Genomic DNA, 14,513 nt, shown 5'->3' on the forward strand with positions numbered 1-14,513 from the left:
AGTCGCCCCATAATCCCAGCCCTGGCCAGCCCCTCCCTAGGGTTTGCGCAGCTCTTGTACCGGCCTTGGCCCAAGCCCTGAAAAGCGGTGATCGCGCTCCCCTGATCGCGCTGCAGGATCAGAACGGCGTGGAGCGCCGCAGCGATCAACTCGCGGGCAAGGCTCTGGTGCTGTTCTTCTATCCCAAGGACGACACCCCTGGCTGCACCATGGAGGCCTGCGCCTTCCGCGATAGCTATGCCGACCTGCAGGCCTTAGGGGCGGAGGTCTGGGGCGTCAGTGGCGACAACGCCAGCAGTCATCAGCGCTTTGCCAGCCGCCACAACCTGCCCTATCCCCTGCTGGTGGATCAAAACAACCAGTTGCGCAAGGCCTTTGGGGTGCCCGGCGTCCTTGGACTGCTGCCGGGCCGCGTGACCTACGTGATCGACGCGAGCGGGGTCGTTCGTCACGTGTTCAACAACCTGCTCGATGGCCCGGCCCATCGCCGTGAAGCCCTGGACTGCCTCAAGCGCCTTCAGGCCGCATGAGCTGGCGCCAGCGCGGAAGCCTCTGGTGCTGGACCCCTCCCCAACCGCGGGGGCTGATCGAGTTCATTGGCGGCAGCTATCTCGCTGCGACGCCGCAGATCAGCTATCGGCGGCTTCTCGAGGCCTTGGCGCGCCGGGGCATGGCCATCCACGCCTGGAGCTATGTCCCCGGCTTTGACCATCAGGCACAGGCCAATGACGCCTGGAGGACCTTCCGCCAGCGCAGGGACCCCGATCAGCCCCCGCCGCTGAGGCTGGGCCACAGCCTGGGCTGCAAGCTGCACCTGTTGGCACCCGATAACGGTCGAGGCTGCAGCGGCCTGGCAGCGATGAGCTTCAACAACTTCTCCGCCGAGCGCAGTGTTCCACTGCTCGCCGAGCTCGGAGGAGCCCTCGGGGTCACGAGCGAGTTCAGCCCATCCCCCGAGGAGACCCTGCGGCTGATCGCCAAAAATTACAGACAAGCCAACAACCTGCTGGTGCGCTTCAAAAGCGACCAACTGGACCAGAGCCCTCGGCTCCTGCAGGTACTTCAAAACCGAAGCCAGGACAGCACCCGCTTGCTCGAGCGCGCCGGGGATCACCTCACCCCAGCCAGCGCAGGGCTACGCCAGAACCTGCTCGGGGGATGGGCCGATGATCCAGCCCGACAGAGGGAACTGGATCAACTGGCCGATCAGCTGCTGCAGTGGTGGACGAGCCCGGATCAGACCCGCAGCTGATCAAGAACGGAGCGATCCTCCAGGGTTGAGGTGTCACCGCTGACCTCCTGACCGGCGGCGAGGGAGCGCAGGATCCGGCGCATGATCTTGCCGCTGCGGGTCTTCGGTAGGGCGTCGCTGAACTTGATCACATCCGGGCGGGCAATCGGACCGATCTCCTTGCCCACATGGCTGCGCAGTTCGGCCACCAAGGCGTCATCACCACTGCGGCCGGCCTCAAGGGTCACAAACGCAACGATGCCCTCACCCTTGAGGTCATCCGGGCGACCCACCACAGCGGATTCCGCCACGGCGGGATGACTGACCAGAGCACTTTCAATTTCCATCGTCCCCAGACGGTGGCCACTGACGTTGATCACGTCGTCGACCCGGCCCATCACCCAGAAGTAACCGTCGGCATCGCGGCGGGCGCCGTCTCCGGCGAAGTAGATGTGGGAGCCATCGGCCGGGCGAATCTCCTCCCAGTAGCTCTTACGGAAACGGTCGGGATCGCCGTGGACCGTGCGCATCATTCCCGGCCAGGGACGACGCACCGCGAGGTAGCCACCTTGATCCGCTCCTTGGGAGTTGCCGTCGTGGTCGACGATGTCGGCTTGGATGCCGGGGAGTGGAAGGGTCGCCGAGCCTGGCTTGGTCGGCGTCGCCCCAGGAAGGGGGCTGATCATCACCCCACCGGTCTCCGTCTGCCACCAGGTGTCGACGATCGGGCAGCGACCACCGCCGATCACATCGCGATACCAGATCCAGGCCTCTGGATTGATCGGCTCCCCCACGGTGCCGAGGATCCGCAGGGAGCTCATGTCGTACTGATCCGGCACCTCCCGGCCGCTCTTCATGAAGGCGCGGATCGCCGTGGGCGCCGTGTAGAAGATGGTGCAACGGTGTTTCTGGATCAGCTCCCAGAAGGCCCCGGGGTTGCTGGGGCGAGGAGCCCCTTCGTACATCACCGTCGTCGCGCCATTGGAGAGAGGGCCGTAGACGATGTAGCTGTGGCCGGTGATCCAGCCCACATCCGCTGTACACCAGTGGACGTCGTCTTCGCGGATGTCGAAGATCCACTGGAAGGTCAGGTGAGCCCAGAGGTTGTAGCCAGCCGTGGTGTGAACCACCCCCTTGGGCTTACCGGTGGAACCGGAGGTGTAGAGGACGAAGAGGCGGTCCTCGCTCTCCATCGGCTCCGCCGCACAATCGCTGCTCTGACCATCCACGAGCTCATGCCACCAGTGGTCACGACCGGACTCCATGGCACAGCCCGAATCGATGCGCTGGACGACCAGAACCTTCTCCACACTCGGAGCACCACCCTTTGCCGCAAGCGCTTCATCCACGGCGGGCTTGAGGGGAACCGGCTTGTCCTTGCGGAAGCCCCCATCCGCCGTCACAACGAGCTTGACCTGACCATCGATCAGGCGATCGCGCAGCGCATCGGCGGAGAAACCACCAAAGACCACGGAATGGGGCGCACCAATACGGGCACAGGCCAACATCGCGATGGCGGCCTCCGGAACCATCGGCATGTACAGGGCCACCAAGTCGCCCTTACCAACGCCAAGGGCCTTCAGGGCATTGGCCGCTTTGCAGACTTCCGCGTGCAGTTCGCGGTAGCTGAAGCGCCGCACATCACCCGGTTCCCCCTCCCAGATCAGGGCCGTCTTGTCGGCCCGGGGACCATCGAGATGGCGATCCAGGCAGTTAAACGACAGGTTGGTTTGGCCCCCTTCAAACCAGCGGGCAAAGGGTGGGTTACTCCAGTCGAGGACCGTCTCGAACGGCTTAAACCAATGCAGCTCCCGCCGAGCCGCTTCACCCCAGAACCCATCGGGATCGGCTTCAGCTTGGGCGGCCAGGTCCCGGTAGGCCTGCAAGGAGCCGATCCGAGCGGATGCCGACAGGGCGGCCGGTGGATCAAACACCCGCGCCTCATTGAGCACCGACTCAATCCCGGTCTCAGCCATGGCCCATCGACAACGCAATGGAGCCATTCAAGCGAGGAAAAAGGCTGCTCTGAAGCGCTGTAACGCTGTTGCAGGGTTCAGGATGGGGACATGGCTCATCCCGCCGCCTGCCTGTTTGACCTGGACGGGCTGCTGCTCGACACCGAACCCCTGCATGCGCAGGCCTGGCAGCAGGCGGCCCATCACTTCGGACGCCCCCTGGCCGATCCAGAACTGATGCAACTGCGGGGACGCCGGCGCCTGGATTGCGCTGAGCAGGTGCGTGAGTGGATCCGCGCGAGCCAGCTGCTGGTTCCAAGCGTTGATGAGCTGTTGGCCATTCGCCAGCCCATTGCCGAGGCCCTCTTGATTCAGGCGCCACCTATGGCCGGCGCCCAGGCGCTGATCCGTCGCTGCCTGGAGTTGGGCCTACCGATGGCCCTGGCCACTAGCAGCTCAAAAGAGGCGGTGAACTTGAAAGCCAAGCCCCACCCTTGGCTGGCGGCCATTGAAGAACGGGTCCACGGAGACGACCCTGAGCTCAGACGCGGCAAACCGCATCCAGATGTCTTTCAGCTCGCCGCCCAGCGACTTGGGGTGAATTGCAAGGACAGCTGGGCCTTCGAGGATTCACCGGCAGGGGCCCATGCAGCCCTCGCTGCGGGCTGCCGCGTGTTCGTCGTGCCTGCACCGGATGCAGACCCAGTGCTCTACCCAGCCCAAATCACTGACAGGATCAGCTCCCTCGACCAGGTCTTACCGCTGCTGAACTGAAGCTCAGTACAACCGGCTCAGCACGAATTCCGGCAGTTCAAGCAGTGCCGTACGGCAATCCGACGGGGGCAGGAAGCTCAGGGCCTCGTAGGCCTCATTCGCAAACGTTTCCGCCAGGGTGCGTGAGCGCTGGATGGCCTCGCTGCCGCGGACCAACTCCAGGGCTTGAGCCAGATCCCCGTCTTGGTTGAACTCGCGCTCAATCAAGCCCGCCAAGGCAGGACGTTCCTCCAATGCATAGAGGGCAGGAGCCGTCAGGTAGCCACTGGCTAGGTCACTGGCCGCGGGCTTGCCGAGCTGTTGGTCGCTGCCAGTGAAATCGAGGATGTCATCGACCACTTGGAAGGCCAATCCGAGCTGGCGGCCGAAGCGATAGAGGCAATCGAGTTGGTCCTCCGGCAGACCGCTGAGCACGCCAGCCGCGCGGGCGCTGTTGGCAATCAGGGACGCCGTCTTGCAGTAGCTCTTTTCGAGATAGGTCTCGAAGCTCTGGCCCGTGTCATAGCGGTAAAGCCCTTGCTTCACCTCACCGTCGGCGAGATCCATGATCACGCGCGAGAGCAGCTTGACCACCTCAAGGTTGTCGAGGTTGGCCAGGTGCCAGCTGGCCTGGGCGAAGAGAAAATCGCCAGCAAGAACCGCAACCCGGTGGTTGAAACGGCTGTGGACCGTATCGACGCCCCGTCGGGTGGAGGCTTCATCCACCACATCGTCGTGGACGAGGGAGGCGGTGTGGATCATCTCGGTGATCTCGGCCAGCCGGCGATGGCGGCTCGTGAGCTCACCCTGGGGCGCGAGGGCCCTTGAAATCAGGAGAACGATGCCGGGGCGCAACCGTTTGCCACCGGCGCTGAAGAGGTGTTCCGCAGCGGCCTGAAGAATCGGGTGCCCAGCACCGATCAGACTGCGGAGATCACTCAGCAGAGCCTCGAGATCGGACTCGACGGGCTGTAGCAGCTCTGCAACGGTGGCCATGACCCCCAGCGGTGGGGAGATCCTAGAAGGCGCCTGCCTCCGACCGCTGCCTAAGCGGGGGTCAGACAACGGGTTTGATCGGGTCCGAGCTGCCAGGTCAGTGCCTGACTGGCGCTGCTCACCCCCACCAGACGCGAAAGGGCCCGATTGAAGGCCAAGGGATCGGCCGTTGTGGCGAAGCGCGGCGCCAAGGCCCCGGCTGGATCCGTGGCCAGCAGCCCGGCCTGGCCGAGCACATCGGCGAGATGGCGCGCAACGGCAGGCGCTGGATCCAGCACCGCCATCGCCGGTCCCACCAGGCGGCGAATGGACTCGATCACGAAGGGGTAGTGGGTGCAGCCCAGAACAATCGTGTCGGCACCAGCGTCCAGCATCGGCTGGAGGTAGCCCATCAAGCGGGCATCACAGTCCGGGCCCTCAAGATCCCCCTGCTCGACCAACTCAGCCAGGCCCACACAAACCTGCTCCACCACCTGCACCGCTGTGGCGTAGCGCCCAACGGTGGCGCGATAGAGCTGCCCTTGAAAGGTGGCCGGTGTCGCCATCACCCCCACCACCCCCGAACGGGTGAGCTGGACCGCTGGCTTCACCGCCGGCTCCAGGCCAAGGATGGGCAGCTGGGGAAAGCGCTGCCGCAGGGGCTCCAGTGCCACCGCCGATGCGGTGTTGCAGGCCACCACAATCGCCTTGCAGCCCTGGGCGACGAGATAGTCCGCAATTCCCAGGCTGTTGGCCTGAATCTCGTCAGCGGAGCGATGGCCGTAGGGGACATTCGCCTGATCGGCGACATAAAGAAGCGACTCCGACGGCAAGGCGTGAACCACCTGCCGCCAGATGCTTAAACCACCAACGCCGGAATCAAAGAGACCGATGGGGGCCCCGCTCATGGATAAGCCACGAGGTAGTTGAGGATGCCCATAGCGATAGCAACGGCCAGGCGCCGCCGGAAACTCGGATCGGCCAAGCGCGGAGCATCCAGCTGCCCGGTCACAAAGCCCATTTCGACAAGGGCCGCGGGCATCACCGTGCGGCGAATCACAAAGAAGCGGCCGGAGCGGGCACCACGATCCGGGGTTCCAGGCGAAGCCGCCAGCATTTGGTTCTGCAGCGATTGAGCCAGGCTCAAAGAGCGGCCACCTTGGAAATAGAAGGTCTCAACGCCATTGACGTCCGGCCGGTCCATGCGCAGAGCGTTGGCGTGAATGCTCACAAAAACATCGGCTCGGTTGTTGTTCGCCAAAGCCACCCGGGGGGGCAGATCCACATCCACTTCCGAGGAGCGGGTGAGCAGGACTCGAACGCCTTTGGCCTGAAGGATCTGAGCCACCTGGAGGCTCACATCCAGAACGACATCGGTCTCCCGCAGATTGTTGATCCCAATCGCCCCAGGGTCCGGTCCGCCGTGGCCTGGATCGAGCACCACGGTGTAGCGCCCTTGGGGAACCGAGGGGAGATCCCCCAGCTTGGGAATCGGACCGCGCGGAAGCTGCAAGGAGGGAGGGGGAAGCGCCCGCCAACTGGGGCCCTGGGGCCGTTCAAGGCTGCCCTCTCCAATGGCCCGAAGCCCGCGGACGCTGGGGCCAAAGTCCATCGACCAGCGATCGACATCGGTGCCGACCAACTTGATCTGGCGGGGATCGAGACGTGTGCCCGGCTGGAACTCAATGACCAGACGGGTGGCGTTATCGGTGGGTCGGCCAATCCGAACCTCCCGAATCGCGCCATTGCCAACCAGGGTTCTGGACCGTTGAGGCGCACCGGGTAGATCCACCCAAATGCGAGGGCCAACAGCGCCATTGCCCTCCTCAAAAAAGGCCTGGAGACGGGTGGCCGGCGGCGTCCGCAGCTCCAGGACACCGTCCCGACTAATCCCCCAGGCCGAGAGGGCACTCCACGCCCTCGCCGGCAGGGCGGAGAGGATCGTGACGCAGGGAAGCAACAGGGCAAACCCAAGACGGGACAACCGCCTGACTTGGTGTTGCAGCGTCAGCAACGACACAACTCTCGCCTTAAAAGAGCGCTGGCTTGCGGTGCTGAAGGCTCGGCATCTGGGCCTGGATCCGCTGGCGATGGCCCACATCGATCGGTGCAACGGCCTGGCCCACCGAGGTCCCGGCATCGGAGAGCACGGTGCCCCAGGGATCGATCACCAGGGCGTGGCCATGGGTTTGGCGACGACCGCCGTGATGGCCCGTTTGTGCCGGTGCGACCACATAGGCAGTGTTTTCAATCGCCCGGGCCTGCAGCAGGACATTCCAGTGATCCTTGCCGGTAAAAGCTGTGAAGGCCGCCGGGATGAAGAGCAGATCGGCACCCTCAGCCGCCAGGTGCCGGTAGAGCTCAGGGAAACGAACGTCGTAGCAAATGGAGAGTCCAACGCGGCACAGGCCAGGAACCTCGACGACAGGCGGCAGCGTGTTGCCGGGCTGAACCGTTGCTGACTCCTGATAGGTATTGCCGTCGGGCAGATCGACGTCAAAGAGGTGGATCTTGTCGTAGGTGGCCAGAATTTGACCGTCCTTGGCCACGAGCTGGGCACGATTGCTGGTCAGACCGGCCCCCGCCGGCACCGGGTAACCACCACCCATCAGGGTCACCTGGTAGCGGCGCGCCATGGTGATGAGGAAGCGCTGCGCTTGCTCTGCAATGAGCGCGGCCTGCTCGAGGCGCTGGCTGTCCTCACCCATGAAGGCGAAGTTCTCCGGCAGGCCAACCAACTCGGCACCGCGGCGAACGGCCAGCTCAATCTGCTCTTCAGCGGCGGCGAAATTGGCGGTGAGATCAGCGCTGCTGTTGAGCTGGATTGCCGACGCCAGAAAGCTTGTCAACGCTGGAGTTTTGCCACCGCGGCCACTGTAAGGGGATCAAGCGGCCTGCAACACCCCTGGGCTGGTTTGGGTGGGAACCATGGTCATCGTGTCGACGGCCGCGCAACAGGCGAAATCGGCGTCATGGTTACCCAGACCGATCAGACGCTGGCCATGGCTTGCGGCCCGCAGGCAGGTTTCGGTGTCATGGCGCCATTGCTGCCAAAGGGCCAGGGCCGCCAGGGCCTCATCGTTGGCGCAGCGCACCCCCACATGGGGCGAGACGGCACACTCCATCGCAGCTGAAATCACGGCACCGGCAGCCAGGCTGTCCTCCAGGGAGTAGTCCCCTTCCCAGCCACTGCCGACGACCCAAACCCGCTCGACCCCATGGTCGATTAAGCGCTTGGCAACCGCCGTGCGGTTGGGCAGACAGGCCGTCACCAAGAGCGGCACGGGCTTCACAGCCTCCAGGGAGCGGGTGCCATTGGTCGTGCTCATGAAGATGCGCTTGCCCCCGACCACCTCAGGGGTCACCGCCAGGGGAGAGTTGCCCAAGTCGTAGCCCTCCACCCGCTGACCACCGCGCTCACCCGCGCGCAGGCAACGCTCAGGGACCCAGGCATCGGCCGCTTGATTCAGGGCCTCAAGCTCGGCGAAGGCCTGAATGGCCTCGGCACCGCTTTGCAGGGCACAGGCAATGGTGGTGGTCGCCCGCAGGACATCAATCACCACGGCCGCGTCGGGGCCGCCCTCAGCCACGGGGCGCAGGCTGGGAACGTTCTCCGAGGTGTGGAAATAGGAGATCTGCACGGCCGCAGTGACTCAAGGGGGTGCGTCACAGTAGGCAGAACCTGTTGAAAAGTTGAGAGCGCCATGGGATCTGCGGCCAACGCCATTGGATCCCAACGTGATCTGAGGGGCTTTTTGGAGCTGCTGGAGGCTCGGGGTCAGTTGCGCCGCATCAGCGCTCCGGTGGACCCGGACCTCGAGCTGGCGGCCATTGCCGATCGGGTGCTGGGCTGCGGCGGTCCCGCCCTGCTGTTCGAGAACGTCAAGGGCTCGAGCATCCCCGTCGCGGTCAATCTGCTGGGGACCCTGGAGCGGGTGCTCTGGTCGATGGGGATGGAGCGACCCGAGGAGCTTGAGGCCCTCGGCGAGCGCCTGGCCCTGCTGCAACAGCCCAAGCCCCCCAAGGGACCGCGGGAAGCCCTGCGCTTTGGTTCGGTCCTGCTGGATGTCCTGAAGGCGAAACCCGACCTCGACCTGCTCCCCCCCTGCCGGCAGGAGGTGTTTCAGGGCGAGGCCGTCAACCTCGATCGCCTGCCCCTGCTGCGTCCCTGGCCCGGTGATGCCGGCCGGATCATCACCCTCGGCCTGGTCATCACCAAGGACCCTGAGACCGGCACCCCCAACGTCGGTGTCTACCGGCTGCAACAGCAGTCGATCAACACGATGACCGTGCACTGGCTGAGCGTCCGTGGCGGCGCCCGCCACCTGCGCAAGGCCGCTGCCCTGGGCAAACCCCTGGAGATCGCCATCGCGATTGGCGTTCATCCGCTGCTGGTGATGGCCGCTGCGACCCCGATCCCGGTTCAACTCAGTGAGTGGCTCTTCGCGGGTCTCTACGCCGGTGAGGGGGTTCGCCTGGCGAAGTGCAAAACCCTGGATCTGGAGGTGCCCAGCCACAGCGAAATCGTTCTGGAGGGAACGATCACCCCAGGGGAGGAGCTGGCCGATGGCCCCTTTGGCGATCACATGGGCTTCTACGGAGGCGTTGAACCCTCACCGCTGGTGCGCATTCAGTGCGTCACCCAACGGCGCAATCCCACGTACTTCACGACCTTCAGCGGACGGCCCCCCAAAGAAGACGCGATGCTCGCCATCGCCCTGAACCGGATCTACACGCCGATCCTGCGCCAGCAAATTCCGGAGATCGTTGATTTCTTCCTGCCCATGGAAGGGCTCAGCTACAAGCTGGCCGTGATCGCCATCGACAAGGCCTACCCGGGGCAGGCCAAGCGGGCCGCCATGGCCTTCTGGAGCGCCCTGCCCCAATTCACCTACACCAAGTTCGTCGTCGTCGTCGATAAGTCGATCAACATTCGCGATCCAAGGCAGGTGATCTGGGCGATCAGTGCCCTGGTGGATCCACAGCGCGATCTCTTCGTCCTGGAGAACACCCCTTTCGACACGCTTGACTTCGCCAGCGAACAGCTGGGACTGGGGGGACGGCTGGCGATCGACGCCACCACCAAAGTGGGCCCCGAGCGCAACCACCCCTGGGGCGAGCCACTGCAACGGCCCGCCGAACTCGAGCGCCGCGTGGATCAACGCTGGGAGGAATTGGGCCTGGGCGACGTCGGTCAACAGGAACCCGACCCTGCGCTGTTTGGCTATGTGCTCGAGCAGGTTCTCGAGCGGCTGCAACGGCCGGCCTGAACGATGTTGCGGCGCAGCGCTCTGCAGGCACTCCAGGCGTTACTGCACCTCGCCATGGTCAACCCCCAGTGGTGTTCCGTTAGCGAGATTGCCGAGGCCCAGGGACTACCCGCCCCGATGCTCGAGCAGTTGCTCCTGCAGCTGCGGCGCGCAGCACTCGTCGAGGCCAAGCGAGGTCGCCAGGGGGGCTACCGCCTCAGCCGCCCCGCCGAGGCCATTCCCGTGGGAGAGGTCCTCAAGGCCGTCGGTGCCCCCCTGGTGCTCGACGCCCCCGGGGACAGCAGCCGCGCCGAGCAGGACGTGCTCAAGAGCATGGGCCGTCGGCTGCAATCCGCCCTGGATCGCGAGCTCAAGCAGCTCACCCTTCAAGAACTCCTGTTTGACCTTCAGAGCTGGCAGGAATGCCTAAGCAACGAGGGCGGCCTGATGCTGGGTTAAGCCAGGGCGTCCCGCTGGAGATAAACGCGGATCAGCTTTTCATCCATCAGCCCGGAGCGAGCGACGGGGGCTTCGTTGCAGCGCTCAAACAGCCCCAGCAAGGTGGAGGCCTCAAAGGGGTGCCCCATCGCGCTGGCGATCGCCGCCACCTCATCGGCGGTGCAGACCTCATTGAGTCGCGCCCGCAGCTCAGCGTCGCCCTGAATCAGAGCGAGGAAGCCAAAGACTGCCTGAAGTTGCTCGGCCATGGACCCTTGATCGGGGGTGTGCTCAGTTTGGCGAGTTGAGCCTGTTTTCGATCAGTTCCTACGCTCGCTGAAACCAAGTCCTCCTCCATGTCCCTCGCCCTGGGCACCAGCAACGGCCGCAGCCTGAAGGGCCACGTTCGGGTCCCAGGCGACAAGTCGATCTCCCACCGCGCCCTGCTCTTTGGCGCGATCGCCGAGGGCACAACACGGATTGAAGGACTGCTTCCCGCGGAGGATCCCCTGAGCACCGCCGCCTGCCTGCGGGCGATGGGTGTTCAAGTCTCAGCGATTGAAGCCGGCAAAACCGTGGTCGTCGAAGGTGTCGGCCTCGACGGCTTCCAAGAACCCGAGAGCGTGCTGGATTGCGGCAACTCGGGTACCACCATGCGCCTGATGCTGGGTCTGCTGGCGGGCCGCAGCGGTCGCCATTTCGTTGTGACCGGTGATGACTCCCTGCGGCGCCGCCCGATGAAGCGGGTGGGTGGTCCCCTCTCCGAGATGGGAGCCACGATCCATGGGCGCGCAGGCGGAAACCTCGCCCCCCTGGCGATCGAAGGCCGTCAATTGAAAGGGGCCACGATTCGCACCCCGGTGGCCTCCGCCCAGGTCAAAAGCGCGATCCTTCTGGCGGCGCTCACCGCGGACGGACCGACGACGGTGATCGAGCCAGTCCAGAGCCGGGACCACAGCGAGAGGATGCTGCGCGCCTTCGGCGCCGACCTCAGCGTTGGAGGTCCAGGCCAAACCGAAGTGACCGTGGTGCCGGGCTCCAGCCTCAAAGGGCAGGACGTGGTTGTGCCTGGTGACATCAGCTCCGCCGCCTTCTGGTTGGTTGCTGGAGCGATCACCCCCGGGGCGGACCTGACGATCGAAAACGTCGGCCTCAACCCCAGCCGCACCGGCATTCTTGATGTTCTCGAGCAGATGGGAGCCCGCATCGAGGTGCTCAATGCCCGGGACGTCGCAGGCGAGCCCGTGGGTGATCTGCGGGTCGTCCATGGCCCCCTGAAGGGCTTCAGCATTGGCGCCGATCTGATCCCCCGGCTGGTGGATGAGATCCCTGTTCTTGCCGTGGCCGCCTGCTGCGCCGAAGGTCCCAGCCGGGTCACGGGGGCCGAGGAGTTGAGGGTCAAGGAAACCGATCGTCTGGCGGTCATGGCCCGTCAACTCGGAGCCATGGGCGCCCAGATCGAGGAGTTCCCCGACGGGATGACCATCCAGGGCGGCGTGACGCTGCACGGCGCCGAAGTCGATAGCGAAACCGATCACCGGGTCGCCATGAGCCTGGCCGTCGCCGCCCAGATCGCCTCGGGCATGACCACGATCGCGCGACCGGAAGCGGCCGCCGTCTCCTACCCGGGCTTCTGGGATGACCTCGAACGGCTTCAAGCTTGAGGTCCGCAGCACCGGCGACGGCAGCTTCAGCCTGTTCAGCCCGGAGTTCGGCGAAGCCTTCCACAGCAGCCGCGGCGCCCTAACGGAAGCACGCGAGAAATTCGTCGAACCCGCAGGGCTGGAGCGCCTGGGGCGGGGCAGCAGCCTTCGGGTCCTGGATGTCTGCGTCGGCACCGGCTGCAACACCGCTGCGCTGATTGAGGCCTGCGCCAGCCGAGGGCTGGAACTGCACTGGTGGGGACTCGAGCTCGACCGCGAACCCTTGGCCCAAGCCCTGGCGAGCCCTGCCTTTCGCGCGCAGTGGCAACCCGGCACGGTGGCGCGGCTTCAGGAGCTCTGCAGCAGCCCAGGCATGCTCTGGGGAGACGCCAGGCTGGCGGTCCAGCCGCTGGTCGAAGAGCAGAAGGGGCAGTTCGATCTGTTGCTGTTGGATGCGTTCTCGCCCAGTCGCTGCCCCCAGCTCTGGAGCGTTGAATTTCTCGGTGCCCTGGGTTCCCTGCTCAAGCCCGAGGGCCGGTTGCTGACCTATTGCAGTGCGGCGGCCGTACGTCAGGCCCTGCGCCTGGCCGGCCTCGAGGTCGCGGCGATCGAGGCACCCTGCGGACTGCAGCAGCACAAACAGGATTGGAGCGGCGGCACCGCGGCCAGCCCCTCCCCCCTGACACCCGGCCCAAGACTTCGGTCGCTCACACCGATGGAGATGGAGCATCTGGGCACGAACGCCGCCGAGCCCTACCGCGACCCCGGCTTCTGCCTGGACCGCAAAACGATTCTTCAACAGCGGCAACAGGCGCAGGCCAAGGCCATGCGCGAGGGGAACGTGGAAGGCACGAGTGCCTGGCGCCGGCGCTGGGGACTTGCGGGCAACCACCAGTAGATTCCCGCTCAGCTACCCGCCCCTGCCGATGCTCGCCGTTGCCGTGTTGGCCGCCGGAAAGGGCACCCGCATGAAAAGCGACCTGCCCAAGGTGCTGCAGCCACTGGCGGGAGCAACCCTGGTGGAGCGCGTGCTCGGCAGCTGCCGCGCCCTGGACCCCCAGCGCCAGATCCTGATCGTCGGACACCAGGCCGAGCGCGTCGAGCAGTCCCTGAGCCAGCACGGGGGGTTGGAATTTGTGCTGCAGCAGCCCCAGAACGGCACCGGCCATGCGGTCCAGCAATTGCTGGCGCCCCTGGCGGACTTTGAGGGTGAGCTTCTGGTCCTCAATGGGGACGTACCGCTGCTGCGGGAGGAGACGATCACGGCACTGCTCGAGCGCCACCGCACCTCCCAGGCGGCCGTGACCCTGTTGACCGCGAGGCTGGATGACCCAACCGGCTACGGGCGCGTCTTCGCCGATGCCAGTGGCCATGTCTCCGCCATCGTCGAACACCGCGATTGCAGCGAGGAGCAGCGAGCCAACAACCTCACCAACGCCGGGATCTACTGCTTCAACTGGAGCAAGCTCGCTGCGGTCCTCCCCCAACTGAGCACCGATAACGACCAAGGGGAGCTGTATCTCACGGACACCGTGGCGATGCTCAGCCCCGCCATGCACGTGGAGGTGGCCGATGCCGATGAGATCAATGGCATCAATGACCGCTACCAACTGGCGCAATGCGAAGCGGTGATTCAGCAGCGCCTGCGTCGCCACTGGATGGCCGAGGGCGTGACCTTTGTCGATCCCGAGAGCTGCACCCTCAGCGATGGAACCCGTTTCGGCCGGGATGTCGTCGTGGAACCGCAATGCCATTTCCGCGGAAACACCAACGTGGGCCGTGGCTGCCGCATCGGCCCTGGAAGCTTCCTCGAGAACGCCAGCGTTGGCGAAGAGGTGGAGGTCCTCTACTCCGTCGTGCGTGATGCGGTCGTCGCTGATGGCTGCACGATTGGCCCCTACGCCCAGCTCCGGCCTGGGACCGAACTGGCCCGGGACTGCCGGATCGGCAACTTCGTCGAAATCAAGAAGAGCCAAATCGCCGCCGGGAGCAAGGTCAACCACCTCAGCTACATCGGCGATGCGCAGCTCGGTGAACAGGTGAACGTTGGCGCGGGCACCATCACCGCCAACTACGACGGGGTCAACAAACACCGGACCGTGATTGGTGCTGGCAGCAAAACCGGAGCCAACTCCGTGCTGGTCGCGCCGATCACCCTGGGGGCCAACGTGACGGTGGGAGCCGGATCGACCTTGACCAAGGATGTCCCCGCAGGTGCCTTGGCCCTCGGCCGCGCCAAGCAACTGATCAAGGAGAACTGGTCCTAGGC

At 65.1% G+C, this 14,513-nt stretch carries 15 protein-coding genes; 8 read left to right on the forward strand and 7 right to left on the reverse strand.

Annotated elements, in window-relative coordinates; genetic code table 11:
• Window positions 1-65: 65 nt before the first annotated feature.
• Together QZ189_RS00410 and QZ189_RS00415 are read left to right on the forward strand one after the other, a co-directional pair.
• Entirely contained in the window at window positions 66-530 is a 465-nt protein-coding gene (locus tag QZ189_RS00410) for a peroxiredoxin (protein WP_247478151.1), read from the forward strand.
• Window positions 527-1,252: a DUF1350 family protein gene (locus tag QZ189_RS00415; protein ID WP_296418962.1), complete on the forward strand. Its 726-nt coding sequence runs from the start codon at window positions 527-529 to the stop codon at window positions 1,250-1,252. Before QZ189_RS00410 ends, QZ189_RS00415 begins: the two co-directional genes overlap by 4 nt.
• Here QZ189_RS00415 and acs read toward each other — a convergent pair.
• On the reverse strand, window positions 1,237-3,207 hold the full coding sequence (acs, locus tag QZ189_RS00420; RefSeq protein WP_296415867.1) for an acetate--CoA ligase: 1,971 nt from the start codon (window positions 3,205-3,207) through the stop codon (window positions 1,237-1,239). The genes QZ189_RS00415 and acs overlap by 16 nt on opposite strands.
• A gap of 90 nt (window positions 3,208-3,297) precedes the next feature.
• On the opposite strand from acs, the gene QZ189_RS00425 reads away from it, so the two are divergent.
• A complete protein-coding gene (locus tag QZ189_RS00425; protein ID WP_296415868.1) occupies window positions 3,298-3,960 on the forward strand; it encodes an HAD family phosphatase in 663 nt (220 codons plus the stop codon).
• A 3-nt stretch (window positions 3,961-3,963) separates the two neighbouring features.
• Here the strand turns inward: QZ189_RS00425 and sds are convergent, their stop codons facing one another.
• From sds to QZ189_RS00450, 5 genes are read right to left on the reverse strand one after another with little or no spacing between them, the layout of a single operon-like run.
• Entirely contained in the window at window positions 3,964-4,935 is a 972-nt protein-coding gene (sds, locus tag QZ189_RS00430; RefSeq protein ID WP_010316792.1) for a solanesyl diphosphate synthase, read from the reverse strand.
• A 50-nt stretch (window positions 4,936-4,985) separates the two neighbouring features.
• The gene (gene murI / locus QZ189_RS00435; RefSeq protein WP_296415869.1) at window positions 4,986-5,822 is read right to left on the reverse strand and encodes a glutamate racemase; all 837 of its coding nucleotides are present in this window, start codon (window positions 5,820-5,822) and stop codon (window positions 4,986-4,988) included.
• Entirely contained in the window at window positions 5,819-6,898 is a 1,080-nt protein-coding gene (locus tag QZ189_RS00440; RefSeq protein ID WP_296420502.1) for an N-acetylmuramoyl-L-alanine amidase, read from the reverse strand. The genes murI and QZ189_RS00440 overlap by 4 nt, the downstream gene beginning before the upstream one ends.
• 46 nt (window positions 6,899-6,944) lie before the next feature.
• Window positions 6,945-7,763 carry a carbon-nitrogen hydrolase family protein gene (locus tag QZ189_RS00445; RefSeq protein WP_296420504.1) on the reverse strand — a complete coding sequence of 273 codons (819 nt, stop codon included), beginning with the start codon at window positions 7,761-7,763 and terminating at the stop codon, window positions 6,945-6,947.
• A gap of 36 nt (window positions 7,764-7,799) precedes the next feature.
• A complete protein-coding gene (locus QZ189_RS00450) occupies window positions 7,800-8,555 on the reverse strand; it encodes a 2-phosphosulfolactate phosphatase family protein (RefSeq protein ID WP_010316788.1) in 756 nt (251 codons plus the stop codon).
• 63 nt (window positions 8,556-8,618) lie between these two features.
• Between QZ189_RS00450 and QZ189_RS00455 the strand changes: the two genes are divergently transcribed.
• Window positions 8,619-10,184, forward strand: a complete 1,566-nt coding sequence (locus QZ189_RS00455; RefSeq protein WP_296420505.1) for a UbiD family decarboxylase — start codon at window positions 8,619-8,621, stop codon at window positions 10,182-10,184.
• A gap of 3 nt (window positions 10,185-10,187) precedes the next feature.
• Window positions 10,188-10,622, forward strand: coding sequence for an Rrf2 family transcriptional regulator (locus QZ189_RS00460; protein WP_010316786.1), 435 nt, complete (start codon window positions 10,188-10,190; stop codon window positions 10,620-10,622).
• On the opposite strand, the gene QZ189_RS00465 is transcribed toward QZ189_RS00460, so the two are convergent.
• Complete coding sequence (locus QZ189_RS00465; RefSeq protein WP_010316784.1) at window positions 10,619-10,870, reverse strand: Nif11-like leader peptide family natural product precursor; 252 nt, start codon at window positions 10,868-10,870, stop codon at window positions 10,619-10,621. The genes QZ189_RS00460 and QZ189_RS00465 overlap by 4 nt on opposite strands.
• A gap of 87 nt (window positions 10,871-10,957) precedes the next feature.
• Between QZ189_RS00465 and aroA the strand changes: the two genes are divergently transcribed.
• Genes aroA through glmU form a run of 3 tightly spaced genes read left to right on the forward strand, consistent with a single transcriptional unit; the run spans window position 10,958 to window position 14,511 of the window.
• Entirely contained in the window at window positions 10,958-12,265 is a 1,308-nt protein-coding gene (aroA, locus tag QZ189_RS00470; protein WP_296420507.1) for a 3-phosphoshikimate 1-carboxyvinyltransferase, read from the forward strand.
• On the forward strand, window positions 12,240-13,142 hold the full coding sequence (locus tag QZ189_RS00475; protein WP_296415875.1) for an MnmC family methyltransferase: 903 nt from the start codon (window positions 12,240-12,242) through the stop codon (window positions 13,140-13,142). Before aroA ends, QZ189_RS00475 begins: the two co-directional genes overlap by 26 nt.
• A gap of 28 nt (window positions 13,143-13,170) precedes the next feature.
• The gene (gene glmU, locus QZ189_RS00480; protein WP_296420509.1) at window positions 13,171-14,511 is read left to right on the forward strand and encodes a bifunctional UDP-N-acetylglucosamine diphosphorylase/glucosamine-1-phosphate N-acetyltransferase GlmU; all 1,341 of its coding nucleotides are present in this window, start codon (window positions 13,171-13,173) and stop codon (window positions 14,509-14,511) included.
• The last annotated feature ends 2 nt before the right edge of the window (window positions 14,512-14,513 follow it).

The sequence above is a fragment of the Vulcanococcus sp. CPBay_Sum15L08_68 genome (assembly GCF_017855895.1).
Lineage (GTDB): Bacteria > Cyanobacteriota > Cyanobacteriia > PCC-6307 > Cyanobiaceae > Vulcanococcus.